22 protein-coding genes and 1 other RNA gene are annotated in these 26,441 nt (G+C 65.6%); 14 read left to right on the plus strand and 9 right to left on the minus strand.

Features of this window, described 5'->3' with window-relative positions; all coding sequences use genetic code 11:
- Nucleotides 1–2: 2 nt before the first annotated feature.
- The 3 genes from ruvA to EHH60_RS09250 form a co-directional block, all read right to left on the minus strand.
- Entirely contained in the window at nucleotides 3–620 is a 618-nt protein-coding gene (gene ruvA / locus EHH60_RS09240) for a Holliday junction branch migration protein RuvA (protein ID WP_124159164.1), read from the minus strand.
- A complete protein-coding gene (ruvC, locus tag EHH60_RS09245) occupies nucleotides 617–1,144 on the minus strand; it encodes a crossover junction endodeoxyribonuclease RuvC (RefSeq protein ID WP_124159165.1) in 528 nt (175 codons plus the stop codon). Before ruvC ends, ruvA begins: the two co-directional genes overlap by 4 nt.
- 213 nt (nucleotides 1,145–1,357) lie before the next feature.
- The gene (locus EHH60_RS09250) at nucleotides 1,358–2,104 is read right to left on the minus strand and encodes a YebC/PmpR family DNA-binding transcriptional regulator (RefSeq protein WP_124159166.1); all 747 of its coding nucleotides are present in this window, start codon (nucleotides 2,102–2,104) and stop codon (nucleotides 1,358–1,360) included.
- A 204-nt stretch (nucleotides 2,105–2,308) separates the two neighbouring features.
- On the opposite strand from EHH60_RS09250, the gene EHH60_RS09255 reads away from it, so the two are divergent.
- The 6 genes from EHH60_RS09255 (at nucleotide 2,309) to EHH60_RS09280 (ending at nucleotide 10,237) form a co-directional block, all read left to right on the plus strand.
- Nucleotides 2,309–4,057 (plus strand): methyl-accepting chemotaxis protein, encoded by a 1,749-nt coding sequence (locus EHH60_RS09255; protein ID WP_124159167.1) that lies wholly within the window; start codon nucleotides 2,309–2,311, stop codon nucleotides 4,055–4,057.
- A gap of 108 nt (nucleotides 4,058–4,165) precedes the next feature.
- Nucleotides 4,166–5,590, plus strand: a complete 1,425-nt coding sequence (locus EHH60_RS09260; RefSeq protein ID WP_124159168.1) for a methyl-accepting chemotaxis protein — start codon at nucleotides 4,166–4,168, stop codon at nucleotides 5,588–5,590.
- Nucleotides 5,591–5,943: 353 nt separating this feature from the next.
- Nucleotides 5,944–6,195, plus strand: a complete 252-nt coding sequence (locus EHH60_RS09265) for a hypothetical protein (RefSeq protein WP_124159169.1) — start codon at nucleotides 5,944–5,946, stop codon at nucleotides 6,193–6,195.
- A 63-nt stretch (nucleotides 6,196–6,258) separates the two neighbouring features.
- Nucleotides 6,259–6,723 carry a (2Fe-2S)-binding protein gene (locus EHH60_RS09270; protein ID WP_199751371.1) on the plus strand — a complete coding sequence of 155 codons (465 nt, stop codon included), beginning with the start codon at nucleotides 6,259–6,261 and terminating at the stop codon, nucleotides 6,721–6,723.
- Between the two features lie 8 nt (nucleotides 6,724–6,731).
- Complete coding sequence (locus tag EHH60_RS09275; RefSeq protein ID WP_199751372.1) at nucleotides 6,732–8,897, plus strand: xanthine dehydrogenase family protein molybdopterin-binding subunit; 2,166 nt, start codon at nucleotides 6,732–6,734, stop codon at nucleotides 8,895–8,897.
- Nucleotides 8,894–10,237: a c-type cytochrome gene (locus tag EHH60_RS09280; RefSeq protein ID WP_124159172.1), complete on the plus strand. Its 1,344-nt coding sequence runs from the start codon at nucleotides 8,894–8,896 to the stop codon at nucleotides 10,235–10,237. The genes EHH60_RS09275 and EHH60_RS09280 overlap by 4 nt, the downstream gene beginning before the upstream one ends.
- Nucleotides 10,238–10,452: 215 nt before the next feature.
- Here the strand turns inward: EHH60_RS09280 and EHH60_RS09285 are convergent, their stop codons facing one another.
- The 5 genes from EHH60_RS09285 to EHH60_RS09310 all read right to left on the minus strand — a co-directional run bounded on the left by EHH60_RS09285 (nucleotide 10,453) and on the right by EHH60_RS09310 (nucleotide 13,144).
- On the minus strand, nucleotides 10,453–11,277 hold the full coding sequence (locus EHH60_RS09285) for a TIGR00282 family metallophosphoesterase (RefSeq protein WP_199751373.1): 825 nt from the start codon (nucleotides 11,275–11,277) through the stop codon (nucleotides 10,453–10,455).
- Entirely contained in the window at nucleotides 11,255–11,851 is a 597-nt protein-coding gene (locus tag EHH60_RS09290; RefSeq protein ID WP_124159173.1) for a 5-formyltetrahydrofolate cyclo-ligase, read from the minus strand. Before EHH60_RS09290 ends, EHH60_RS09285 begins: the two co-directional genes overlap by 23 nt.
- Before the next feature lie 198 nt (nucleotides 11,852–12,049).
- Nucleotides 12,050–12,210, minus strand: a non-coding RNA gene (ssrS, locus tag EHH60_RS09295) — 6S RNA.
- 233 nt (nucleotides 12,211–12,443) lie between these two features.
- Nucleotides 12,444–12,827 (minus strand): cell division protein ZapA, encoded by a 384-nt coding sequence (locus tag EHH60_RS09305; protein WP_124159174.1) that lies wholly within the window; start codon nucleotides 12,825–12,827, stop codon nucleotides 12,444–12,446.
- On the minus strand, nucleotides 12,824–13,144 hold the full coding sequence (locus EHH60_RS09310; RefSeq protein ID WP_014439722.1) for a DUF4164 domain-containing protein: 321 nt from the start codon (nucleotides 13,142–13,144) through the stop codon (nucleotides 12,824–12,826). The genes EHH60_RS09305 and EHH60_RS09310 overlap by 4 nt, the downstream gene beginning before the upstream one ends.
- 366 nt (nucleotides 13,145–13,510) lie before the next feature.
- On the opposite strand from EHH60_RS09310, the gene tkt reads away from it, so the two are divergent.
- From tkt to EHH60_RS09350, 8 genes are all read left to right on the plus strand, one after another.
- Complete coding sequence (gene tkt, locus EHH60_RS09315; protein ID WP_124159175.1) at nucleotides 13,511–15,496, plus strand: transketolase; 1,986 nt, start codon at nucleotides 13,511–13,513, stop codon at nucleotides 15,494–15,496.
- Nucleotides 15,497–15,644: 148 nt separating this feature from the next.
- Nucleotides 15,645–16,652: a type I glyceraldehyde-3-phosphate dehydrogenase gene (gene gap / locus EHH60_RS09320; RefSeq protein ID WP_124159176.1), complete on the plus strand. Its 1,008-nt coding sequence runs from the start codon at nucleotides 15,645–15,647 to the stop codon at nucleotides 16,650–16,652.
- 151 nt (nucleotides 16,653–16,803) lie between these two features.
- Nucleotides 16,804–18,000 (plus strand): phosphoglycerate kinase, encoded by a 1,197-nt coding sequence (locus EHH60_RS09325; protein WP_124159177.1) that lies wholly within the window; start codon nucleotides 16,804–16,806, stop codon nucleotides 17,998–18,000.
- Between the two features lie 40 nt (nucleotides 18,001–18,040).
- Entirely contained in the window at nucleotides 18,041–19,108 is a 1,068-nt protein-coding gene (gene fba, locus EHH60_RS09330; RefSeq protein ID WP_124159178.1) for a class II fructose-bisphosphate aldolase, read from the plus strand.
- Between the two features lie 312 nt (nucleotides 19,109–19,420).
- Nucleotides 19,421–20,446, plus strand: a complete 1,026-nt coding sequence (locus EHH60_RS09335; protein ID WP_124159179.1) for a class I fructose-bisphosphate aldolase — start codon at nucleotides 19,421–19,423, stop codon at nucleotides 20,444–20,446.
- A gap of 3 nt (nucleotides 20,447–20,449) precedes the next feature.
- The gene (locus EHH60_RS09340; protein ID WP_124159180.1) at nucleotides 20,450–21,139 is read left to right on the plus strand and encodes a thiamine phosphate synthase; all 690 of its coding nucleotides are present in this window, start codon (nucleotides 20,450–20,452) and stop codon (nucleotides 21,137–21,139) included.
- 9 nt (nucleotides 21,140–21,148) lie between these two features.
- Nucleotides 21,149–22,225, plus strand: coding sequence for a tetratricopeptide repeat protein (locus EHH60_RS09345; RefSeq protein WP_124159181.1), 1,077 nt, complete (start codon nucleotides 21,149–21,151; stop codon nucleotides 22,223–22,225).
- A gap of 110 nt (nucleotides 22,226–22,335) precedes the next feature.
- Nucleotides 22,336–23,127 (plus strand): inositol monophosphatase family protein, encoded by a 792-nt coding sequence (locus EHH60_RS09350; protein ID WP_124159182.1) that lies wholly within the window; start codon nucleotides 22,336–22,338, stop codon nucleotides 23,125–23,127.
- Between the two features lie 149 nt (nucleotides 23,128–23,276).
- Here EHH60_RS09350 and EHH60_RS09355 read toward each other — a convergent pair whose 3' ends face one another.
- On the minus strand, nucleotides 23,277–26,438 hold the full coding sequence (locus EHH60_RS09355; RefSeq protein WP_124159183.1) for a multidrug efflux RND transporter permease subunit: 3,162 nt from the start codon (nucleotides 26,436–26,438) through the stop codon (nucleotides 23,277–23,279).
- Nucleotides 26,439–26,441: the final 3 nt, after the last annotated feature.

Raw genomic sequence — 26,441 nt, forward strand, 5'->3', positions numbered from 1 at the left:
ACTCACTTCGCGAGCTCCTTCAGGCCGAGACGGATGAGCTGCGCGGTCTCAGCATCCTCGCCCGCACTACGCGAGGCCGATGCGATGGCCGCGGCGGCCTGCGGCTGGCCGTAGCCGAGATTGACGAGCGCGGAGATCGCATCCGCCACGGGCCGCGGCGCGCGCTGGTCGTCGACGGCGCCGGCGAGATGCACCACGGCCGGATCGACATTGGCGAACGCCGGCGCCTTGTCCTTCAATTCGGTGACGATGCGCTCGGCAACCTTCGGGCCGACGCCGGGCGTGCGCGCCACCGCGGCCTTGTCGCGCAGCGCAATGGCATTGGCGAGGTCGGCGGTCGAGAGCGTGCCGAGCACGGCGAGCGCGACCTTGGCGCCGACGCCCTGCACGGTCTGGAGCAGGCGAAACCATTCGCGCTCCTGGTCGGTGCGGAAGCCGAACAGCTTGATCTGATCCTCGCGCACATAGGTCTCGATCGACAGCACGGCTGCTTCGCCCGGCGAGGGCAGATGCTGCAAGGTGCGCGAGGAGCAATGCACCTGATAGCCGACGCCGCCGACGTCGAGGATGACGAAATCCTCACCGTAGGAATCGATCAGGCCCTTGAGCTTGCCGATCATATCCCCACCACCTTCAGCCGGAGCGCCGCACTCTGGCGGTGATGGGCGTGGGTGATGGCGATGGCGAGCGCGTCGGCCGCATCCGCCGACGGCGGCTCGGCTTTCGGCAGCAATATCTTCAGCATCATCGCGATCTGTTGCTTGTCGGCGTGACCGGCGCCGACCACCGTCTTCTTGACCTGGTTCGGCGCGTATTCGGCGACAGAGATGCCGAACATTGCGGGCGCCAGCATGGCGACGCCGCGGGCCTGGCCGAGCTTCAACGTGGCAACGCCGTCCTTGTTGACGAAGGTCTGCTCGACCGCCGCTTCCATCGGCTGGTGGTTGGAGAGAACGGCCGCGAGCCCCTCATGGATCGCGAGCAGGCGGCTCGACAGCGGCAGGTCGTCCGGCGGTTCCACCGAGCCGCAGGCGACGTAGATCAGGCGATTGCCCTCGGCCTCGATCACACCCCAGCCGGTGCGGCGCAGGCCGGGGTCGATGCCGATGATGCGGACGGGGCCACGAATCGGGAGCGCAGTCATGGGCCAGTGATAGCGGCTGGCCGCCGCGGGGGAAACAGAAACAGAACGGAAGTAACAGGGGAAAGGCGGTCTCGCGTCCCGGGCGCGGCGCAGCGCAAAGCGGTGCGGCGCTGAACCGGGGGTCCATTTTGCGACGGATGCTGAAAGAACCTCGGGCCCCGGCTCTGCACAGCAGCGTTTCACGCTGCAGCGCGTCCGGGACACGAGAGTACCCTACCCGCCCATCTTCGCCATCAGCGCGTCCGATATCTCGAAATTGGCGTAGACCTGCTGCACGTCGTCGTGCTCGTTGAGCAAATCCATCAGCTTGAGAAGCTTCTCGCCGGTCTCGTCATCGACGGCGACCGTGTTCTGCGGCTTCCAGATCAGCGCGGCCTTGCGCGGCTCGCCGAACTTGGCTTCCAGCGCCTTGGCGACGTCGCGGTAGCCTTCGGTCGAGGCGTAGATCTCGTGGCCGTTCTCGCCCGAGACCACGTCGTCGGCGCCGGCCTCGATCGCGGCATCCAGCATCGCGTCATCCGAGGCGACGCTGCGGTCATATTCGATGATTCCGGTGCGGTCGAACATGAACGACACCGAGCCGGTTTCGCCGAGATTGCCGCCGGACTTGGTGAAGAAGGAGCGGATATCGGAAGCAGCGCGGTTGCGGTTGTCGGTCAGCGCCTCGACGATGACGGCGACGCCGCCGGGGCCGTAGCCCTCGTAGCGGATCTCGTCATAGTTCTCGCCCTCGCTACCGAGCGCCTTCTTGATCGCGCGCTCGATATTGTCCTTCGGCATGTTCTCCTGGCGCGCCGCGATCACGGCCGCGCGCAGGCGGGGGTTCATGGCGGGGTCGGGCGTGCCGAGCTTGGCCGCGACGGTGATTTCCCGCGCCAGCTTGCCGAACAGTTTCGACTTCTGGGCATCCTGCCGCCCCTTGCGGTGCATGATGTTCTTGAATTGGGAATGTCCGGCCATGCGTGGTCTCGTTAAGGAATCGTGCGCCAAGGTGAGCGTGGGAAGCGCGGCCTTATAGGCCGCCAACCCACCGGAATGAAAGAGGCTCTACGACTTTAAGGTAACAACGTACTAGCCCGTGCCTAGGGGGCGGGCACCGTTAACCCTGATTTCATTCCGGACTGCGAAAATAGCGCCCGACTATTCTCCGACAAGAGAGGCGCGATGGCGTTCGGATTATTTCGGAAGCGTCTGCCGGACCAGGCTACGCCTGCGACAGCCCCAGAGGCTCCGCAGCCGGCGCCCCATTCCGCCCCCGCCCCGACCGCCGAAAGTGATTCGGCCCGGGAAATCCTGGAACTGCTGGAACTCGAGCTCGGCGCCATGATCCGCCAGCTCGAGCGCGCCGCCAATTCGGTGGCCGGAGGCGCCGAGGCGACCGCCGCGACGCTTGCCGCCATTCGCGACCGCACCGACGCCCTGACCGGCCGGACCAACGCGGCGCAGTCGACCGCCTCCACCTTCGCCCATGCCGCCGACAAGTTCACCCAGTCCGCGCAAGGAATCGGCGCGCAGGTTCGCAATGCCGGCAAGCTCGCCGACGAGGCCAGCGCCGCGGCGCAGGAAGCCCGCGCCAATGTCGAGCGCCTGCGCGAATCCTCCGCCGCCATCGGCAATGTCGTCAATCTGATCGCGCAGATCGCGCGGCAGACGACGCTGCTTGCGCTCAACTCCACCATCGAGGCCGCACGCGCCGGAGATGCGGGCCGCGGCTTTGCGGTCGTCGCCACCGAGGTCAAGGCGCTCGCGGTGCAGACGCAAGGAGCGACCGAGGAGATCACAAGGAAGATCGACGCGCTCCAGCGCGACGCCGCCGGCTCTGCCGATGCCGTGCACCGCATTTCCCAGGCGATCGAGGCGATCCGCCCGGTGTTCGACACCGTCAACGGCGCGGTCGCCGAGCAGAACGCCACGACCAGCGAAGTCTCCGGCAACGCCGCCAGCGCCTCGGAGTTCATCATCTCGGTCGGCGAGAGCGCGGCCGAGATCGATGCCGCGACCAAGGCGGCCGAGACCCACGGCGAGAGCGTCGCCAGTGCCGGCAAGGCCGTCACCACTTTTGCTCAAAAGCTGAAATCGCGCTGCGCCGTGCTGCTCGGCCAGAGCGAGCACGACGACCGGCGCAAGACCGAGCGCCTGCCCTGCCATCTCAGGTTAGAGACCCCGCGCGGCGTGATGCCGGTCTATGAAATCGCGATGGATGGCGTGCTGATCGGCGGCGCGGATGCAGGCAGGCTTGCACCGCAGGCGATGATCGAAGGCACACTCGAGGACATCGGCGCCTGCCGCCTGCGCGTGGTCGAGCAATCCAAGGCCGGCGCCCGCGCGCAATTCGTTGGTGCCAGCGCCGCGCTCGGCGAAAAGATCGAGGACAAGCTCTGGTCCATCCACGAGGAGAACACGGAGCTGGTCACCCGCGCCATGGAGGCGGGCAACGCGCTGACGAAGATATTCGAGCAGGCTGTTGCGCGCGGCGAGGTCAGGATGGAGGACCTGTTCGACACGGACTATGTGGAAATTGCAGGCACCGATCCGCAGCAATTCCGCACGAGATATCTCGACTGGGCCGACCGTGCCCTGCCGCCGTTCCAGGAATCCTTCCTGGCGAGGGAGCCGCGAATGGCGTTCTGCGCCATGGTCGACCGCAACGGCTTCCTGCCGGTGCACAACAAGATCTATTCGCATCCGCAGCGGCCGGGCGACATCGCCTGGAACACGGCCAACAGCCGCAACCGGCGGATGTTCAACGACCCGGCGGGGTTAGCTGCCGCGAGCAACCTGCGCTCGTACCTGGTCCAGAGCTATGCGCGCGACATGGGCAACGGAAACACGGTGATGATGCGCGAGATCGACGTCCCGATCCGCGTGCAGGGCCGGCACTGGGGCGGATTTCGCACCGCCTACAAGCTGTAGTGCACGCTCAGGCAAGACGGCGGCGGCGAATCATCCACTAAGGTCGAATTTGGAATGGGAATGCCGCCGTGAGCCGGTGAACGGCTCTGACTGGAGGACTCATCGAACATGTCCGTCGCACAACTTGCCGTCATGGACACCGGCTCCAACCGCACCCTCGCCGAGCGGCTGATCGACCAGCTCGCCGACCGCATCGGCGGTCTCGGCGTGGAACTCGCCGACATCGCCGGCAATGTCCAGGAAGTCGCAGACCGCGTCGCGAACCAGTCGGAACGGTTCCACCGCCTGCAGGAGACAGCCGAGACGATGGTCTCGGCCAACCACGACATCGCCAACGCATCGCAGGCCGTGCAAACGACGACGTCCGCGGCAGTCGGCGAGATCGCGCAATCGCGCAGCGCCGTCGATGCCGCGGTCAGCCACATCTCCGAGCTGGTCGCAGCCGTGGAGCGGATCGAGGCGCGCCTGAGCGCCGTCGGCTCGGCGCTGGCGCAGGTGGCGAAGGTCTCCGGCTCGATCGAGGCGATCGCCAAGCAGACCAATCTGCTGGCGCTGAACGCAACCATCGAAGCGGCGCGCGCCGGCAATGCCGGCCGCGGCTTCGCGGTGGTCGCGAGCGAGGTGAAGAACCTCGCGGAAGCCACGCGCCAGGCTACGCACGAGATCTCCGATACCATGCGCGATCTCGACGGCCAGATCGAAGGCCTGATCGGCGAGAGCAGCGACGCTTCGCAGCGCGCCAAGACCGCCGGCGAAGGCGCCCGGCAGATCTCCGGCATCATCACACGCGTCCAGCAGGGCTTTGCCTCGGTGGAAGCGGAGATCGACAGCGTCGCGCGCGCGGCCACCTCCAATCTCGGACATTGCGACACCGTCATCAGCGAGCTCAGCGAGCTCGCCAAGGGCGTTGACCTGTCCTCGCGCGATCTCAAGAACGCCGACGAGCGGGTGGCGAAGCTGCTCGACACCTCCGAAGGCCTGATCGCGCTGATCGCCGACAGCGGCGTCGAGACATCGGATGCGCCGCTGATCCGGGTCGTCGTCGACACCGCAAAGCGGATCTCGGCGGAGTTCGAAGCCGCGATCGACCGCGGCGAGATCACGCTCGACCAGCTCATGGACGAGACCTACCGCGAGATATCAGGCACCGATCCGAAGCAGTACCTCACCAGCTACGTCGCGTTTACCGACCGCGTGCTGCCCGCGATCCAGGACCCGATTCAGAAATCCGATCCCCGCATCGTGTTCTGCGTCGCCTGGGCCAAGGGCGGGTACCTGCCGACACACAACCCGAACTACCGGCTGCCGCAAGGCAAGGACCCGGTCTGGAACAACGCCAATTGCCGCAACCGCCGCCTTTTCACCGACCGCTCGGTGAAGAAGGTCGCAGCGAACACGAAGCCGTTCCTGCTCCAGACCTACCGCCGCGACATGGGCGGCGGGCAGTTCGTGCTGATGAAGGACCTGTCCTCGCCGATCATGGTCCGCGGCAAGCACTGGGGCGCCTTCCGGATGGGCTTTCGTCAGGGCTGACGAGGGCGTTTCGCGGCCCTTGAATCAAAAACCTGAAAACAACCCCATGCACAGTAGCCGGGGTGTGTGAAATCATCCGCTTATGCCGGCATGCCATGGCGCGCGTTGACTCGTCGGGCAAAACAGGGGCATAATGCTATTATTCCGAAAATGTCATGCGCTGCTCTTCCTTTTCCCCTTGCGGGAGAAGGTGGCGCGTAGCATCGGATGAGGGGTCTGTTCCTGCGGGTTGAGCTGCTTCGAGAACGAGCGGGTCATACGCGGATAGAGACCCCTTACCCCAACGTGCCCGTGTCTACTGGCGTCGCTGCCCTCTCCCGCAAGGGGAGAGGGCACAACAATGTCGGACGGACTTGCGACCGCCTGACTTTCCCAATCGCACGACTTTCGTCATCGCACGGCTTTGCCTGTTCGCACGATCATCTGCGGCGATCGACGACGCACGCGCCGAAAATGCCTCAAAAAATGACGATTATCATACCAATTGGCCTAAAATCTGCGCAGCGATCGCCGCACAAATTCGTGAACGTCATGGCCTCACGCCTCGTCCGCGCAAATATGCATTGCCGGAAATTTCGACGCTTCATCGTTTCGCATCGATATGATTATCGTCGCGCAAAATTCGTCGACGCGATTGCCGCAAGCGATCGCCGAGCAAGGGAATGCATATGGCAACTGTTCTCACCATCAACGGCGAAACGAAATCCTTCGACGCGCCACCTGACATGCCGCTGCTATGGGTGCTGCGCGACATCCTCGGAATGACCGGCACCAAGTTCGGCTGCGGCATCGCGCAATGCGGCGCCTGCACGGTGCATGTCGACGGCAAGGCGGTGCGCTCCTGCGTGCTGCCGGTGAGCGCGGTCGAGAACCGCGCCGTCACCACGATCGAAGCCGTCGGCAGCACGCCTGCGGGCGCGAAGGTGCAGAAGGCCTGGCTCGAGGCGGAAGTGATCCAGTGCGGTTACTGCCAGTCCGGCCAGATCATGGCGGCTGCGGCGCTGCTGGCGACGACGCCGAATCCTGACGATTCCGACATCGACGCCGCCATGGCCGGCAACATCTGCCGCTGCGGCACCTATGTGCGCATCCGCGAGGCCATCAAGCAGGCCGCCAACGGCCGCCAGTCCTGAGGTTCGCCATGAATGCACATCACAGCGTCTCCCGCCGCGCGTTGCTGACCGGCGGTCTCGCCACCGGCTTCCTGCTCGCCTTCCATCTGCCGCTGCGCGCCGCTCAAAACGAGCCGCCGCAGCGCGATGTGACCGACGGCAAGTTCGCACCCAACGCCTTCATCCGCATCGACCAGACCGGCCGCACCATGCTGATGATGCCGCAGGTCGAGATGGGCCAGGGCACCTACACCTCGATCTCGGCCGTGATCGCCGAGGAACTCGATGCTGACTGGAGCAAGGTCGAGGTGCAGCACGCCCCGCCCAACGACAAGCTCTATGGCAATCCGACTTTCGGTCTTCAGGTCACCGGCAATTCCAACTCGATCCGCGCCTGGTGGCTGCCACTGCGCAAGGCCGGAGCGACGGCGCGCGCGATGCTGGTGCAGGCTGCGGCCAGCCAGTGGGCCGTCGAGCCATCGAGCTGCACCGCGTCGAAGGGCGAGGTCGTGCATGCCGCGAGCGGGCGCAAGCTCGGCTATGGCGAACTGGCGCTTGCCGCGCAGGGCCAGACGCCGCCGAAGGACGTCGCGGTCAAGGACCCCCGGGATTTCGTCCTCATCGGTCAGCCGCTGAAGCGCCTCGATACGCCGGACAAGGTCAACGGCAAGGCGCTCTACGGCATCGACGCGATCCTGCCGGGCATGAAGATCGCCGCGATCGCCAATTGCCCTGTGTTCGGCGGCAAGGTCGGCAAGGTCGACGACAGCGCCGCGGTGAAGGTCGCCGGCGTGCGCAAGGTCGTCGTGCTCGACGATGCGGTCGCGGTGATCGGCGATCACATGTGGGCAGCGAAGAAGGGTCTCGAAGCGCTCAAGATCGAATGGAACGAGGGACCGAACGCTGAGATCTCCACCAAGGACATCTGGGACGATCTGCGCAAGGCCAGCCAGAAGGATGGTGCGGTCGCAAAATCCGAGGGCGATATCGCCAAGGCGCTCGCCAGCGGCGACAAGTTCGAGGCCGCCTATGAGCTGCCGTTCCTGGCGCACGCCTCGATGGAACCTATCAACGCGACCGTCCATGTCAGGCCTGACGCCTGCGAGATCTGGACCGGTACGCAGATCATGACCCGCGTGCAGTCGGAGGCCGCAAAGGCCGCCGGTCTTCCCGTCGACAAGGTGATCGTCAACCAGCACCTGCTCGGCGGCGGGTTCGGACGCAAGCTCGAGCCCGACATGGTCGTCGCGGCGGTGAAAATTGCAAAACAGGTCGACTATCCCGTGAAGGTGGTGTGGACCCGCGAGGAGGACATCCAGCACGACGTCTACCGCCCGGTCTATCGCGACCAGATCACGGCGTCGCTGGTCGACGGCAAGGTCGCAGGCTGGAAGTACAAGGTTGCCGGCTCCGCAGTGCTGGCGCGCTGGCTGCCGCCGGCGTTCCAGAAGGGCATCGACATCGACGCGGTCGACGCCGCGGTGGATGCTCCCTACGACTTCGCCAACTTCCATGTCGAATATGTCCGCGCCGAGCCGCCGGCAGTGCCGACGGGTTTCTGGCGCGGCGTCGGCCCGAACAACAACGTGTTCGCGGTCGAATGCGCGATGGACGAGCTCGCGCGCAAGGCGGGCAAGGACCCGATCGCGTTCCGAAAGTCCATGCTGACGAAGAATCCGCGGATGCTCGCGGTGCTCGACCAGGTCGCGGAGAAATCCGGCTGGGGTCAAAAGCTGCCGCCGCGCGTCGGCCGCGGCGTCTGCGTGCAGCCGTCATTCGCGAGCTTCATCGCGACGGTGGTGGAGGCCGAGATCGACGACATCGGTGAGATCGTGCTTCGCCGCATCACCTCGGTGGTCGACACCGGCATCGCCGTCAACCCCGACACCGTGAAGGCGCAGATCGAGGGCGGCCTGATCTTCGGGCTCACCGCCGCACTCTATGGCGAGATCACCATCGACAGGGGCCGCGTGCAGCAGTCGAACTTCCACGACTACCGCATGATGCGCATCAACGAGACGCCGAAGATCGAGGTCATCGTCGTCAAGAGCGGCGAGGCGCCCGGCGGCATCGGCGAAGCCGGCGTCAATGCCGGACCGCCTGCGCTGCGCAACGCGATCTACGCCGCAACCGGCGTGGCGCTGCGGCGCCTGCCGATCGATCGGAAACTGCTGGCTGCGGGGAAGAAAGCATGAGCGGCAAGATGCGTATCCTCGCAAGTATCGTCGTGATCGCCATTGTCGCGGTGGCGCTCGGCGTCTTCATCATCCGCGGGGCCGGCCCGCTCGACTTCGCGGGCGGCACGAAAGTGGCGCTGGCGGACTACCGCGCGGGCAAGCCGACCGGCGTGCCGGCGAAGCTGGAGAAAGCCGGCATCGTCGAGCGCGGCGAATATCTCGCCAAGGCCGCCGACTGCATGGTCTGCCACACCAAGCCGGGCGAGAAGGAATATTCCGGCGGGCTCGCCTTCAAGCTGCCGTTCGGCACGCTCTATTCCACCAACATCACGCCGGACAAGGACACCGGCATCGGCAATTACAGCGACCAGGACTTTTTGAACGCGGTCCAGCACGGCAAGCGCCGAGACGGCGCCCGGCTCTATCCGGCGATGCCGTACACGTCCTACACTTTCATGACGGACGAGGACGTGCTGGCGGTGAAGGCCTATCTGTTCAGCCTGCCGTCGGTGCGCGCGAAGGCACCGGACAACACGCTGTCGTTCCCGTTCAACCAGCGCTGGGCGATGATCGTCTGGTCGGCGGTGTTCAATCCGGACACGCGCTTTGCGCCAGACACCTCGAAAAGCCCTGAGTGGAATCGTGGTGCGTATCTCGCCGAGGCCCTCGCGCATTGCGGCGAGTGCCACACCCCGCGCAATCTCGGCTTCGCGCTGGACAACCGCAGGAAGTTCGCCGGCGCCATCACGGCGGGCTGGCGCGCTTTCAACATCTCCTCCGACAAGACCACCGGCGTCGGCAATTGGAGCGACCAGGACCTGATCTCGTACCTGTCGCTCGGCCATGCGCCGGGTCATGGCTCGGCCTCGGGTCCGATGGGTGAAGCGGTCGACAACAGCCTCAGCCATTTCGCCCCCGAAGACATCCGCGCCATCGTCGCCTATCTGCGTAGCGTGCCGCCACAGGCTTCGCCCGATCTGCCGGCCACCACGGCGCCCGTCGCACCGGCCTCGCACCGCGACGGCGTCACGGCGGATGCCCGTGGCAAGCAGGTGTTCGCCAGCGCCTGCGCCAGCTGCCACGGCTGGAGCGGCGAGAGCCCGGTCTCGCCGATGGCGACGCTGACCGGCACCTGGGCCGTCAACGACCCCGCCGCCACCAATGTCGCGCAGATCGTGATCTCGGGCACCAAGCGGCATACGCCCGACGGCGCGCTGTCGATGCCTGCGTTCGGCAAGGCCTACACTGACGACGAGATCGCGGCGGTCGCGAACTATGTCACCGCACGGTTCGGGACCAAGGGCTCGAAGCTGACGGCGAAGGACGTGGCGGAGCTGAGGGAGCAGACGGCGGAGTAAAGTTTCTCTTACCCTCCCCTGGAGGGGTCCGGGACGAGCGTAGCTCGCCCGTGGGTCGGCTCACATTGAGCGCAGCGAAGATGTGAGACGGGGTGGGGTGACGGTCTCTCCGCATCGAACAATGCCCGAGTGGAGGGATCACCCCACCCCGCTCGCGATTCGCGCGATCGACCCTCCCCCTCCAGGGGAGGGTGGCAGTGCGGATGCCGCTCTACTCAGCTCAACCAGAACTTCGGCGTCGTCGGCTCCAGCCTTCCACCCACGCGCACCGGCGCAATCTTCAGCGCAAGCCCCGTTGCGTCATCCGTCTCCACCGCAACGCCGCTGAGCGTTGCCGCGCCCGCAGCAGGCTCGAAGCGGCCCGACGGAATCCCCGTGGTGAACCGGCGCAGCGGTTCTTCCTTCTGCATGCCGATGATGGAATCGTAATCGCCGGTCATGCCGGCATCGGTCATGTACGCGGTGCCGCCTGCGAGGATCTGGTGGTCGGCGGTCGGCACGTGGGTGTGGGTGCCGACGACAAGGCTGGCGCGGCCGTCGCAGAAGAAGCCGATGCCCTGCTTCTCGCTGGACGCCTCGCAATGAAAATCGACGACGATGGCGTCGGCGGCAACGCCGAGCGGGCAGGCACCGAGCTCGCGCTCCAATGCGGCAAAAGGATCGTCGAACGGGGTCATGAAGACGCGGCCCAAAGCGTTGACGACGAGGGCATGCTTGCCGTTCTTGGTCTCGACCAAAGCGGCACCGCGGCCCGGCGTGCCGCGCGGATAATTCGCCGGCCGCACCATGCGGTCGGCGCGCTCGATGAACACCAGCGCCTCGCGCTGGTCCCAGGAGTGATTGCCGAGCGTCACCGCATCGGCGCCGGCCTCGAGAAATTCCTGGTAGATCGCTTCCGTGATGCCGAAGCCGCCGGCGGAATTCTCGCCGTTGACCACGACGAGATCGAGCGACCAGTCCTTGACCATGCCGGGCAGATATTCGGCGACGGCCTCGCGCCCGCTGCGGCCGACGACATCACCCACGAAGAGAATGCGCAACTTCAGAACTCCGGAAATCGAACACGTCCGATTCCGTTAGCACATAATCCAGCGCGACGTCGTGCGATAGTGCCGGAACCGCCTCGATCTCCTGCGCCGCAAAGGCAAGCCCGATGCCGATGATGTGCTTGGCTTTGCGCAAATGCGCGAAGGTGAAATCGTAATGCCCGGCGCCATAGCCGATGCGATGGCCGAGACGGTCGAAGGCAGCGAGCGGTGTCAGCATGATGTCGGGAATGACTTCGGCAGCTGCAGGTGACGGCTCGGGAATGCCGAGCGGGCCGAGCATCAGGCGGTCGTTCGGATGGAAGATGCGGAAGATCAGCGATTGGCCGCGCGCGGTGACGCAAGGCAGCGCCAGCTTCGCGCCCTGCTCCGCGAGCTTCTTCAAGAGCGGCATCGGATCGATCTCGCTGCGGATCGGCGAATAGCCGGAGACGATGCTGCCGGGCAGCAGCTCGAACGGCAGCCCGCGCTCGGCGAGTCTGGCGGCGGCGCTCGCGCGCTTCTTGTCGCTCAGCGCATCGCGCCTCGCGAGGGCCTTGGAACGGAGCTCGGCTTTGGAGTTGGTCATGCGCGTTGGTCCCCCGAAGGCAGAGCCTTGCTCCACTGTCATTACCCGCGAATGGGTGATCCAGTATTCCAGAGACGAGTGCTAGAACCTCGACGCCGCGGCGTATTGGATGCCCCGGTCAAACCGGGGCATGACACCGAGTCTCAAATGAACCGCAAGCGTGTCGGGGACGCAATTCGACAGACACGAAGAAAACAGTACGAAGCCGCGAACGCCGTTGAAGCACTCGATCCCGGAGTTCCCTACGAAAGTAGGTGGGCACCATATGTCCGGGCCCACGGGCCCGGCCAGGGACAGTTCCCTAAAGGATCGATAAGGCCCCGGGGATATATGGCTCCTGACGCACGTCGCAGCCTCGCCCGGGCAATGTAACAACGATAGTGAGGAAGTGCCAGTGCGGCGAGAATGCTAGGCTTCGGCGGAGTGAAGCGACCAACGAGCCGCGGCGGAGGTGAACTCCTTCTCCCGCCTGCGGAGGGCTGGGGAGAGGGCTCTCACCTCTTGGGAGTTCTCGATCGTGGAGACACCCTCTCCCCAACCCTCCCCCGCTCGCGGGGGAGGGAGCGCACCGGGCGTGTGGCGCTATCGAGCCTCACCCGATGGCAATGCCGCCTCCGACGGTGCGGTTCAGCACCTGGGTCGACTTCTCGATGCGTTCGGCGGCGGCGTTGAGCGCGTTCACCACGGCGGTCTGCGTCATCCTGGCGCGTTCGACCGCGGCGTTGCGGAAGTCCCTGAGCTCGGTCAGCTCCTGCTCGAGGGTGCGGACACGGTTGCTGGTGTCGATCAATTCATCGCACACGGTGAGCGCCGCCATCACGGTGAGGCGTGCATCGCCGATCTCGCCGAATTTTCCGCGCAGCGACTGTATGCGTGTCTCCAGGCTCTCGGCGAGCTTGAGCAGCCGCACCTCCTGGCCCTCCTCGCAGGCCATGCGATATTGCCGGCCGTTGATGGTGACGTTGATGTGGCTCATCCGTCCTCTCCGGTATCGAGCACCGAGCGTATCGTGACGATTGCGGAATCCAGCCGGTCGGAAATCTCGCGATTGGTGCGCTCGAGCTTGCGCGCCTTCACCAGCGCGCCGTCGAGTTCGTCGGCAAGTCGCGAGCGATCCGCGCCGAGCGCCTGTATCCGCGCCGCGAGCTCGTTCTCGTCGCGATCGGCATCGCGTCGCCGCTCGACCGCGCTTTCGAGCGCGTCGAGCGCCGCCGTGAGCCTGCGCGTCGCAATCTCGATCTCGACGGCGGATGATTCCGTCATGGCAGAGCTATTGGACACGCGATCGTTCATGCAGTCAGCGGCGGAACCTGGCGGCCTTTGCCCAGTGGCCTTTTCCTGGGGCTTGCCGTCCGGCAAAAGACTCGGTTCGGCAAGCGGTTAGAAGCAGAAATTTACAAAGCAAGCTAGCCCAGCGCAACGCCGCCGCAAAACTATGCACCGATCAATCGGCACGCGGTTGCGATCGATCGATTCCTTCCGGCACGATCCCGGCGGAAAACTGCTCTCGACAGGCAACTTTTACGGCCAAACCGGCGTTTGACCGCCTTGGACTCCCGGAACCGAGGTGCTATCCCAGCGCAAACCTCCAGTGGCCGCCAGGCTTCTCCCCGCGCGGGCAACCATCGCCAAGCGCCTCATTTCAGACGGATTTCAGACATGACGCAGGTCGATCACACCCGTATGGCCAACGCGATCCGCGGCCTTTCGATGGACGCTGTCGAGAAGGCGAAATCGGGCCATCCCGGCCTGCCGATGGGCGCCGCCGACATCGCCACGGTGCTGTTCACGCAGTTCCTGAAATTCGACGCCGCCGCGCCCGCCTGGCCGGATCGTGACCGCTTCGTGCTGTCGGCCGGCCATGGCTCGATGCTGCTCTATTCGCTGCTGTACCTGACCGGCAATGCCGAGATGACGCTGGACCAGATCAAGCAGTTCCGCCAGATCGACTCGCTCACGCCCGGGCACCCCGAGAATTTCCGCACCAAGGGGATCGAGACCACCACCGGCCCGCTCGGCCAGGGCATCTCGACCGCAGTCGGCATGGCCCTCGCCGAGAAGATGCTCGCGGCCGAGTTCGGCAAGAAGATCGTCGACCACCACACCTATGTGCTTGCCTCCGACGGCGACCTGATGGAAGGCGTGTCGCAGGAAGCGATCGCAATGGCCGGGCACTGGAAGCTCAACAAGCTGATCGTGCTCTACGACGACAACGGCATCTCGATCGACGGCCCGACCTCGATCTCCGATTCCGTCGACCAGGTGAAGCGCTTCAAGTCGGCGGGCTGGGCCGCCGAGAAGATCGACGGCCATGACCAGGCGGCGATCACCGACGCCATCACCCGCGCGAAGAAATCGAACAAGCCGACGCTGATCGCCTGCCGCACCACCATCGGCTTCGGCGCGCCGCACAAGGCCGGCACCTCGAAGGTGCATGGCGAGGCGCTCGGCGCAGACGAGCTCAAGGCCGCAAAGGAAAATCTCGGCATCTCGCTCGAGCCGTTCTCGGTACCCGACGACGTGCTGAAGGCGTGGCGCGCGGCCGGCAGCCGCGGCGCCGCGGCACGCCAGGAATGGGAAGCGCGGATCAATGAGCTCGGCAGCCGCAAGCGCGCCGAGTTCGAACGCCGCCTGCGCCATGAGCGTCCGGCGTCGCTGGCCAAGGCGCTGAAGGCGCACAAGAAGGAGCTGCTGGAGAAGCCGCTTGTTGCGGCGACGCGCAAATCCTCGGAGGCGGCGATCGAGGCGATCGCGGCGGCGATGCCGATGGAATTTTTGGCCGGCTCGGCCGATCTCACCGGCTCCAACAACAACAAGGCGAAGTCGGCGACCGCCTTCTCGGCGAAGACGCCGAAGGGGCGCTTCATCCATTACGGCATCCGCGAGCACGGCATGTGCGCCGCGATGAACGGCATCTTCCTGCACGGCGGCTTCGCGCCGAACGGCGCGACCTTCCTGGTGTTCACCGACTACGCACGTCCCGCGATGCGCCTCGCCGCGCTGATGGGCGCGGGCGTCGTCTACGTGATGACGCACGATTCCATCGGCCTCGGCGAAGACGGGCCGACGCATCAGCCGGTCGAGCATCTCGCCGCGCTTCGCGCCATTCCCAACATGCGCGTGTTCCGTCCCTGCGACTCCATCGAGGTCGCCGAGTGCTGGGAGCTCGCGCTCAACCGCATCGACGGTCCGACCGTGCTGGCGCTGACGCGGCAGAACCTGCCGCAGCTGCGTACCACCGCACCGAACGACAATCCCTGCGCAGTCGGCGCCTATGAGCTGGTCGCGGCCCAGGACGAAGCCAAGGCGACGCTGTTCGCCTCCGGCTCCGAAGTCGAGATCGCGGTCGCGGCCCAGAAGCAGCTCGCGGAACGCGGCATCGCGTCGCGCGTTGTCTCCGTTCCCTCGCTGGAGCTGTTGTTAGCGCAACCAGAGGCCAAGCGTGCCGCGATCATCGGCAACGCGCCGGTCAAGATCGCGATCGAGGCCGCCGTGCGCTGGGGCTGGGACGCCGTGATCGGCCAGGACGGCGAATTCATCGGCATGCATTCCTTCGGCGAAAGCGGTCCCGCCAAGGAGCTTTACAAGCATTTCGGCATTACCGCCGAGGCTGCGGTTAACGCTGTGCTGAAGCGCATTTCCTGAGAGTTGAGCTTGCCCCAAAAAAGGACTACGTAATCTCCCATATGATCAAGCACCGCCCGGCCGAACCGGGCGCCCGCCCCTAAAAAACCCTCGCAGGCGTGCAAAGCGCGTTGTGCGGGATGACAACGGTCATTGAAGGAGACGAAACATGGCAGTCCGCGTCGGAATCAACGGTTTTGGCCGCATCGGCCGCAACGTCTTGCGGGCTATCGCGGAGTCAGGCCGCAAGGACATCGAGGTCGTCGGCATCAACGATCTCGGCCCGGTCGAGACCAACGCCCATCTGCTGCGTTTCGACAGCGTCCATGGCCGCTTCCCCGGCACCGTCACCGTCGATGGTGACTCGATCAACCTCGGCGGGGGCAAGATCAAGGTGACCGCCGAGCGCGATCCCGCGAAGCTGCCGTGGAAGGATCTCGGCGTCGACATCGCGCTGGAATGCACCGGCATCTTCACCTCGAAGGACAAGGCCTCCGCGCATCTGACCGCCGGCGCCAAGCGCGTGCTGGTCTCCGCGCCGGCCGACGGCGCCGATGCCACCATCGTCTACGGCGTCAACCACGACACCCTGACCAAGGATCATCTGGTCGTCTCCAACGGCTCCTGCACGACGAACTGCCTCGCGCCGGTCGCCAAGGTGCTGAACGATCTCGTCGGCATCGAGACCGGCTTCATGACCACGATCCACGCCTATACCGGCGACCAGCCGACGCTGGACACGCTGCACAAGGATCTCTACCGCGGCCGCGCCGCTGCGATGTCGATGATCCCGACCTCGACCGGCGCTGCGAAAGCGATCGGTCTCGTGCTGCCCGAGCTGAAGGGCAAGCTCGACGGCGTCGCGATCCGCGTGCCGACCCCGAACGTCTCGGTCGTCGACCTCAAGATCGTCGCCAAGCGCTCAACCGACGCCAAGGAGATCAACGCGGCGATGAAGCGCGCCAGCGAGCAGCAGCTCAAGGGCATCCTCGGCTACACCAGTGCGCCGAACGTCTCGATCGACTTCAACCACGACCCTCACTCCTCGACCTTCCACGAGGACCAGACCAAGGTGCAGAACGGCACGCTGGTGCGCGTGATGTCCTGGTACGACAACGAGTGGGGCTTCTCGAACCGCATGGCCGACACCGCCGTCGCGATGGCGAAGGTGATCTGACCAGGGTCTCGTGTCCCGGACGCGGCGCAGCGCGTAAGCGCTGCTCCGCGGAGCCGGGACCCATCCAACCGCGGGACTCGCAGTGATGTGAGTCCCGGTTCTGCAGCGCACCGCTTCGCGCCGCGCAGCGCCCGGGACAAGAGAGCGTCAGATGACCAACAAATTCCGCACCCTCGACGACGTCGACGTGAAGGGCAAGCGCGTGCTGCTGCGCGTCGACCTCAACGTGCCCATGGAGAACGGGCGCGTCACCGACGCGACCCGGCTCGAACGCGTCGCGCCGACCATCACCGAACTCGCCGACAAGGGCGGCAAGGTCATCCTGCTTGCGCATTTCGGCCGGCCGAAGGGGCGCGATGCCAAGGAGTCGCTCAAGCCCGTCGCCGAGGCACTGTCGAAGGTGGTGAAGAAGCCGGTCGGCTTCGCGGACGACTGCATCGGCGAGCCCGCAGCCACCGCCGTGGCGGCTCTGAAGGACGGCGACATCCTCTGTCTCGAAAACACCCGCTTCCATAAGGAAGAGGAAAAGAACGATCCGGCCTTCGTCGCGGAGCTCGCCAAGCTCGGCGACATCTGGGTCAATGACGCCTTCTCGGCCGCGCACCGCGCCCACGCCTCGACCGAAGGCCTCGGCCACAAGCTGCCGGCCTATGCCGGCCGCACCATGCAGGCCGAGCTCGACGCGCTGGAGAAGGCGCTGGGGTCGCCGACCAAGCCCGTCATCGCGATCATCGGCGGCGCCAAAGTCTCGACCAAGATCGACCTCCTGGAAAACCTCGTGACCAAGGTCGACGCGCTCGTGATCGGCGGCGGCATGGCCAACACCTTCCTGCAAACCCAGGGCGTCGCGATCGGCAAGTCGCTGGCCGAGAAGGACCTCGCGCCGACCGCGCTGCGCATCATGGAGAAGGCGGACGCCGCCAATTGCGCCATCATCCTCCCCGTGGACGCGACCGTCGCCTATCATTTCGCGGCCAACGCGCCGTCGCATGCCTATGGGCTCGATGCGATCCCCGCCGACGGCATGATCCTCGATGTCGGTCCGCAATCGGTCGCGCGCGTCCACGCGGCGATCGACGATGCGGCAACCCTGGTCTGGAACGGACCGCTGGGCGCCTTCGAGATGCAGCCGTTCGACCGCGGCACGGTCGCTGCCGCCAAGCACGCCGCCGAGCGCACCAAGGCGAAGAAGCTGGTCTCGATCGCGGGCGGCGGCGACACCGTCGCGGCGCTCAACCAGGCCCATGTGGCCGGCGACTTCACCTATGTCTCGACCGCCGGTGGCGCATTCCTCGAATGGATGGAAGGCAAGCCGCTCCCCGGCGTCGAGGTTCTGCGCATCAAGTAAGCAAGCGGCCTAGCAGGCCCCCAACGGGAGAAAGACACAGATGGCTCGGATCACGTTACGTCAACTGCTCGACCACGCGGCGGAGAACGATTACGGCGTACCGGCCTTCAACATCAACAACATGGAGCAGGCGCTGGCGATCATGGACGCGGCCAACCAGGTCGACGCGCCGGTCATCATCCAGGCCTCGCGCGGCGCCCGCTCCTACGCCAACGACGTCATGCTCAAGCACATGATGGACGCAGTGACCGAGATCTATCCGCACATTCCGGTCTGCGTGCATCTCGACCACGGCAACGAGCCGGCGACCTGCATGACCGCGATCCAGGCCGGCTTCACCTCGGTCATGATGGACGGCTCGCTCAAGGCCGACGGCAAGACGCCCGGCGATTGGGGCTACAATGTCGGCGTGACCAAGACCGTGACCGACATGGCCCATCTCGGCGGCATCTCGGTGGAAGGCGAACTCGGGGTGCTCGGCTCGCTCGAAACCGGCATGGGCGACAAGGAAGACGGCCACGGCGCCGAAGGCAAGCTCAGCCACGACCAGCTCCTGACCAATCCGGACGAGGCCGTGAAGTTCGTGCAGGAGACCAAGGTCGACGCGCTCGCGATCGCGATGGGGACGTCGCACGGTGCTTACAAGTTTACCCGCAAGCCCGACGGCGACATCCTCGCCATGAACGTGATCGAGGAGATCCACCGCAAGCTGCCGAACACGCATCTCGTCATGCATGGCTCCTCGTCGGTGCCTCAGGAACTCCAGGACATCATCAACGCCTATGGCGGCAAGATGAAGCCGACCTGGGGCGTTCCTGCCGCCGAGATCCAGCGCGGCATCAAGAACGGCGTGCGCAAGATCAACATCGACACCGACAACCGCATGGCGATGACCGGCCAGATCCGCAAGGTGCTCAAGGACAATCCGGAAGAGTTCGATCCGCGCAAATATCTGAAGCCGGCGATGGAGGCGATGACCAAGCTGTGCAAGCAGCGGCTCCAGGAGTTCAATACCGCCGGCCAGGCCTCCAAGATCAAGAAGGTGCTGACCACCGCCGAGATGGCCAAGCGCTACGCCAAGGGCGAGCTGGATCCCAAGGTGGCTTGATCTATCTTCCCCTGCCTCCGCGAACTCGGTTCACCTCTCCCCATTGGGGAGAGATCGATTTGCGCAAGCAAATCGGGTGAGGGTTCAGGTCCCTACATGGGGCGAAACCCTCACCCGGCACCATAGCCGATGCTGCGCATCGGCGTCTCTTGAGGACGGCCGCCGAAGGCGACCTATGCCGACCTCTCCCTATGGAGAGGTGTGGGACCCAGCCTCCCCGCCTTTACCCTGCGACGAACGTTAACTCGGCAATTGCCCGAGAACGGTCTATTTTTGCGGGCAAGGGCAGACTTGTTTTGGGAGGACCTCTCGATGAATCTGACTGAGCTCAACAGGATCGCCACCGCCATGGTCGTGTCAGGCAAGGGCATCCTTGCCGCCGACGAATCCTCCGGCACCATCAAGAAGCGCTTTGACGCCATCGGCGTGGAATCGACGGAAGAGAACCGCCGCGACTATCGCGAGATGCTGTTTCGCGCCAAGGACGCCATGAGCCAGTACATCTCCGGCGTGATCCTCTACGACGAGACGATCTGGCAGGATGCCAAGGACGGCACGCCGCTGGTCAAGCTGATCGAGGAGAGCGGCGCCATCCCGGGGATCAAGGTCGACGAGGGCACGCAAGCCCTGCCGATGTGCCCGGGCGAGCTGGTGACCGTCGGGCTCGACAAGCTCGCCGAGCGGCTGAAGAAATACTACGAGCGCGGCGCGCGCTTTGCCAAATGGCGCGCGGTGATCGACATCGGCAGCGGCATTCCCTCGATGACCGCGATCAGCGTCAACGCCCACGCACTGGCGCGCTACGCGGCGCTTTGCCAGGCCGCGCAGATCGTCCCGATCGTCGAGCCGGAGGTGCTAATGGACGGCGATCACGACATCGACCGGTGCTATGAGGTGACGCAACGCGTGCTCAACAAGACGTTCCAGGAGTTGCGCGTGCAGCGCGTTGCGCTCGAAGGCATGGTGCTGAAGCCGAACATGGCAATCTCAGGCAAGAAGTGTCCGAAGCAGGCCTCCGTCGAAGAGGTCGCGGAGAAGACGATACGGCTGCTCAAGGCCTGCGTGCCCGCAGCGGTGCCCGGCATCGCTTTCCTTTCCGGCGGCCAGTCCGACGAGGAGGCGACTGCGCATCTCAACGCCATGCACAAGCTCGGCCTGCTGCCCTGGGGCCTGACCTTCTCCTACGGTCGCGCGCTCCAGGCCGCGCCGCAGAAGGCCTGGTCCGGGAGGCCTGAGAACGTCGCGGCCGGACAGCGCGCCTTCAGCCATCGCGCGCGCATGAACGGTCTCGCCTCCAAGGGCGAATGGCAAAGCAGCCTGGAACAGAAGGCAGCCTAGATCTTGTCGAACAAACCGCCTCCGCCGCGCCCGGCGCCGCGTCTCTACCTCGCGACGCCAATTGTCGATGACCCTGCGGGACTCGTGGCCGAGTTGCCGGGCCTGCTCGCTTCGGCCGATGTCGCGGCCGTGCTGCTGCGGCTGAAGGAGACCGACCAGCGCACCATGATCTCGCGCATCAAGGCGTTGGCGCCGCCGGTGCAGAAGGCAGGCGCAGCGCTCCTCATCGACGGCCATCCTGAAATCGTCGCGCGCGGCGGCGCCGACGGCGCGCACCTCACCGGCCTTGCCGCGCTGGAAGAGGCGGCGCAATCGCTCAAGCCCGATCGCATCGCCGGCGTCGGCGGGCTCACGACGCGCCATGATTCCATGAGCGCGGGCGAGATGGGTGCCGACTATGTGCTGTTCGGCGAGCCCGACAAGAAAGGCCAGCGCCCGTCATCCCAGGCCATCGCCGAACGGCTGGACTGGTGGGCGGAGCTGTTCGAGCCACCCTGCGTCGGCTTTGCCACTTCGCTGGAAGAGGCCCACGATTTCGCCGCCAGCGGTGCCGATTTCGTGCTGGTCGGCGACTTCATCTGGGCCGATCCACGCGGGCCCAGGGCCGCGCTGGTCGAGGCCAATGCTGTGATCAAGAAGGCGCACGCGACGGCGCCGGCGAGCCGGGATCCTGCGGGTCAGGAGCACGGCTAGCGCCCCGACATGAAGCTCCCTTGCATCACCATGCTGGCCACGCTGCTGCTCACAGCGCCCGCGGCGGCGCAGCTCCAGATCACGCCACCGGCCGCAACGCCGAGCGCCCCCGCCGAAAAGCAGAAGCCCAAGCCGCACACGATCACCAAGAAGAAGGAGGCCGCTCCCGCGCCGAAACCTTCGGCATCCCCCAAGCCGTCTCCCTCGCCCAAGCCGGCCGCAACCGTGATCCCCGCGCCGCCGACCGACGATCCCAAGGTCGACATGGTGTTCGGCGCCTATCAGCGCGGCCAGTACAAGACGGCGTTCGAGCTCGCCACCGCCCGTGCACAAGCCGGCGATCCCAAGGCGATGACCATGCTCGGCGAGCTCTATTCCAATGCCATGGGCATCCGGCGCGACTACGCCAAGGCAGCCGAATGGTACAAGCGCGCCGCCGATTCCGGCGATCGCGAGGCGATGTTCGCGCTCGCCATGCTGCGCATGTCAGGCCGCGGCGGCCCGGTCGACAAGGGCGAGGCGGTCAAGCTGATGGCCTCCGCCGCCAAGCTCGGCGAGCCCAAGGCCGCCTATAACCTCGCCTTGCTCTATCTGGACGGCCAGACCCTGCCGCAGGATGTCAGGCGCTCAGCGGAGCTGCTGCGCCAGGCCGCCGATGCAGGCCTGCCCGAGGCGCAATACGCGCTCGCGACCTTCTACAAGGAAGGCACCGGTGTGCCGAAGGACCCGGAACGCGCGGTGCGGCTGCTCCAGGCCGCCTCGCTCGCCGACAATGTCGACGCCGAGGTCGAATATGCGATCGCGATGTTCAACGGCACCGGCACACCGAAGAACCAGCCGGCGGCTGTCGCGTTGCTGCGCAAGGCGTCCCGCCAGGGCAGCGCGATCGCGCAGAACCGGCTGGCATGGGTGCTGATCAATGGCGTGGGCACACCCACGGACAAGGTCGAGGGCTTCAAATGGCACCTGGTGGCCAAGACGGCCGGCAAGGGCGACCCCGAGCTCGACAAGCAATTATCCGATCTGCCGGCCGAGGAGCGGGCCAAGGCCGAGGCCGCCGCCAAGAAATGGCTCGGGACCAAATGACTTGACGCAATGACTTGACGCAAGCGCCCTCGCAGGGCACCCAATCCCTCAAACGGGCGCGACGTCCCGCCCCTGCCCCTGATCCCTGCCCCCGATCAAGTCCAGAGCTCATGCTGTATTCCGCCACTATCAACGTCATGGTCAAGGCCGCGCGCCGCGCCGGCCGCAGCCTCAAGCGCGATCTCGGCGAGATCGAGCATCTCCAGGTCTCGCTGAAGGGGCCGGCGAATTTCGTCTCGCTCGCCGACAAGCGCGCCGAGGAGATCCTCTATCAGGACCTCGCCAAGGCCCGGCCCGGCTACGGCTTCATCGGCGAAGAGGGCGGCACCCGCGAAGGCACCGACAAGAGCCACACCTGGATCGTCGATCCCTTGGACGGCACCACCAACTTCCTGCACGGCATCCCGCAATTCGCGATCTCGATCGGCCTCGCGCGCGAGGGCACGGTCATCGCCGGCGTGATCTACAACCCCGCCAATGACGAGCTCTACATCGCCGAGCGCGGCAAGGGCGCTTTCCTCAACGACCAGCGCCTGCGCGTGGCCGGCCGCCGCCAGCTCAACGAATGCGTGGTGGCCTGCGGCCTGCCCCATATCGGCCGCGGCGACCACGAAGAATTCCGCCGCGAGATGACCGCGATCCAGAATCGCGTCGCCGGCCTGCGCCGCTTCGGCGCCGCCTCGCTCGACCTCGCCTTCGTCGCCGCCGGCCGGCTCGACGGGTATTGGGAGCGGAATCTGTCGCCCTGGGACATCGCGGCCGGGCAAATCATGGTCAAGGAAGCCGGCGGCACGGTGAGCGACATCGACACCCCGGGCGATGCGCTGGTCACCGGGCACGTCGTGTGCGGCAATGAAGTCGTGCACGGGGAGCTGGTCAAGATTTTGCGGAAGGCGGCGTAGCGCCGCAGCTTCTCTATTATCGTTCCGGGGCGCGCCGCTTGGCGAACCCGGAAACCATTCATCGACTGTGATTGCTGCCCGATGGATTCTCAGATGCGCAATTGCGCATCATAGCTCGCGCTACGCGCGCCCCCGGAATGAAGGGGCATTCAGTGGCTCGTGTGCGCCCGCGCCGGCGGTCCGTACGCCTCGCCTTCCTTCGCCGCCGCCGGCTCCCGGTCCCCGCCCAGCACGCGCTGCACCGAGACGAAGAACACCGGCACCATCAACAGCGCCAGGATCACGACCGCGATCATGCCGCCCATCACCACGCTGCCCAGCGCCTGCTGGCTGGCGCCGCCGGCACCATGCGCGATCGCCATCGGCAGCACGCCGCAGATGAAGGCGAGACCGGTCATCAGGATCGGGCGGAAGCGCAGACGGCAGGCCTCGATGGTGGCTTCCACCAGCGGCTTGCCTTCCTTGCGCAGATCCTTCGCGAACTCGATGATCAGGATCGCGTCCTTTGCAGCGAGGCCGATGATGGTGATCAGGCCGACGGTGAAGTAGACGTCGTTGGGCAGGCTCCGCAGCGTCGCTGCGACGACCGCGCCGACGATGCCGAGCGGCACGGTCAGCAGCACCGCGAGCGGAATGGTCCAGCTCTCGTACAGCGCGGCAAGGCACAGGAACACCACGAATACCGAGAGCGCCAGCAGGAACGGCGCCTGCGAGCCCGACAGTTTTTCCTGGAGCGACTGTCCGGTCCATTCATAGCCGAAGCCGCGCGGCAGCCTGTCGGCGAGCCGCTCCATCTCAGCGATCGCATCGCCCGAGGTAAAGCCGGGCCTGGCTTCGCCGGAGATGCGGACCGCCGGATAATAGTTGAAACCGGCGATCTGCGTCGGACCGCGGGCCCACTCCGCCGTGGCGAAGGACGAGAACGGCACCAGCTGGCCTCGGCTGTTCTTGACGTTGTAGTTGAGGATGTCCTCGGTCCGCATGCGGTCGCGGGCATCGGCCTGCACCACGACGCGCTGCATGCGGCCGCGATTCGGGAAGTCATTGATGTAGTTCGAGCCGAGATTGGTCGAGATCGTGTTGTTGATGTCCTCGAAAGTGACGCCAAAGGCGCCGGCCTTCTCGCGGTCGATGACGAGATTGACTACGCCTGCCTCGGGCAGGCCTTCGATATACACCTTCTGAAGCACAGGACTGGCATTGGCCTCCGCGATCAGCTGGTCGGCGGCGCGCATCAAGGCCGGATAGCCCTTCTGGCCGCGGTCCTGCAGGCGGAACGAAAAGCCCGAGGAGTTGCCGAGATTGTCGATCGGCGGGGGCTGCAGCGCCGAGATCTTTGCGTCGCGGACCGATGAGCCCAGGTCGCGGTTGACGTCATTGACGATCGCGGCGGCGGAGTCCTTCGGACCGCGCTCCGACCAGTCCTTCAAGGTGATGAAGGCCTGCGCGGTGTTCATGCCCTGGCCGGAGAAGCTGAAGCCGGTGAGGAAAGTGACGTCCTTCACGCCCGGTCGCTCGGCGAGATATTTTTCGACCTTCTCGATCACGGCCTCGGTGCGGGGATAGGACGAATCCGAGGGCGTCTGCACGTCGGTGGTGACGAAGCCCTGATCGTCGACGGGCAGGAAGCCGCCGGGCAAATTGACGAAGGCCCAGGACAGGCCGACCAGCAGCGCGGCATAGACCAGCATCAGGCGCCCGGTGCGCTTCAGCGAGAAACCGACCGTACGCTCGTAGCGGAACCGCGCGGCCTCGAGCATGCGGTTGAACCAGCCGAAGACGAAATTACTGGAATGACCGTGCCCCTTGGCGACTGGCTTGAGCAGGGTCGCGCACAGCGCCGGCGTCAGCGACAGCGCGAGGAAGGCGGAGAAGCCGATCGCGGCGACCATGGTGACGGAGAACTGGCGGTAGATGATGCCAACCGAGCCCGGGAAGAACGCCATCGGCACGAACACCGCCATCAGCACCAGGGTGATGCCGATGATGGCGCCGGTGATCTGCGACATCGCCTTGCGGGTCGCTTCCTTCGGCGGCAGGCCTTCCTCGGCCATGATGCGTTCGACGTTCTCGACCACGACGATGGCGTCGTCGACGAGGATGCCCACCGCGAGCACCATGCCGAACATCGAGAGCATGTTGATGGAGTAGCCGGCGAGCAGCAGGGTGGAACAGGCGCCCAACAGCGCCACCGGCACCACGATGGTCGGAATGATGGTGTAGCGGATGTTCTGCAGAAACAGGAACATCACGACGAACACCAGCACCACGGCTTCCACCAGCGTCGACAGCACCTTCTTGATCGAGGCCTCGACCACGGGCGTGATGTTGTAGGGGATCTCGTAGGTGATGTTGGCCGGGAAGAAGCGCGACAGCTCCTTCATCTTCGCTTCGACCGCGCTCGCGGTCGCCAGCGCATTGCCGGTCGGCGACATCAGCACCGACAGACCCGCAGTCGGCTTGCCGTTGAGGCGTGTGTTGAACTGGTAGCTGAGCCCGCCGACCTCGATGCGCGCGACATCGCGCAGCCGCACGGTCGAGCCGTCGGCATTGGCACGCAGGATGATGGCGCCGAATTCGTCCGGCGAGGAGAGCTGTCCCTTGACCAGCACCAGCGCGGAGGTGCGTTGGCCGGACGTCGAGGGTTCGGCGCCAATGCTGCCGGAGGCGACCTGCGCGTTCTGCGCGGCGATGGCCTTATTGACGTCGTCGGCGGTCAGCCCATAGCCGACGAGCTTGGCCGGATCGACCCAGACGCGAAGCGAGCGCTCGGTCGAATACAGCGTGGCGCGGCCGACGCCGGGAATGCGGCGGATCTCACCCAGCACGTTGCGGATCATGAAGTCGCCGAGGCCGACCTCGTCGAGACTGCCGTCGGTCGAATTCAGCGTGATGATCTGAAGCACCGCGCTGGAGGCTTCCTCGATCAGGATGCCCTGCTGCATCACCGCGCGCGGCAGGCGCGCCTCGACGCGCTTGATGCGGTTCTGCACCTCGACCGACGCGGCGCTGGTATCGGTGCCCGGCTGGAAATTGGCGATGATCTCGACCTGACCGAGCGAGTCGCTTGTCGATTCGAAATTGAGGATGTTGGCGGCGCCGTTGAGCTCTTCCTCGATCAGGCGCGTGACGCTGTTGTAGAGATTTTCGGGCGAGGCCCCGGGATAGCTGGTCGAGACCGAGATCGAGGGCGGCGCGATGATCGGATACTGCGCGATCGGCAGCAGCGGCACCGCGATCGCGCCGATCAAGCAGATGAACAGCGCGACCACCCAGGCGAAGATCGGCCTGTCGATGAAGAAGCTCGGCATAGC

The organism is Bradyrhizobium sp. RP6 (genome assembly GCF_003837805.1).
GTDB lineage: Bacteria > Pseudomonadota > Alphaproteobacteria > Rhizobiales > Xanthobacteraceae > Bradyrhizobium.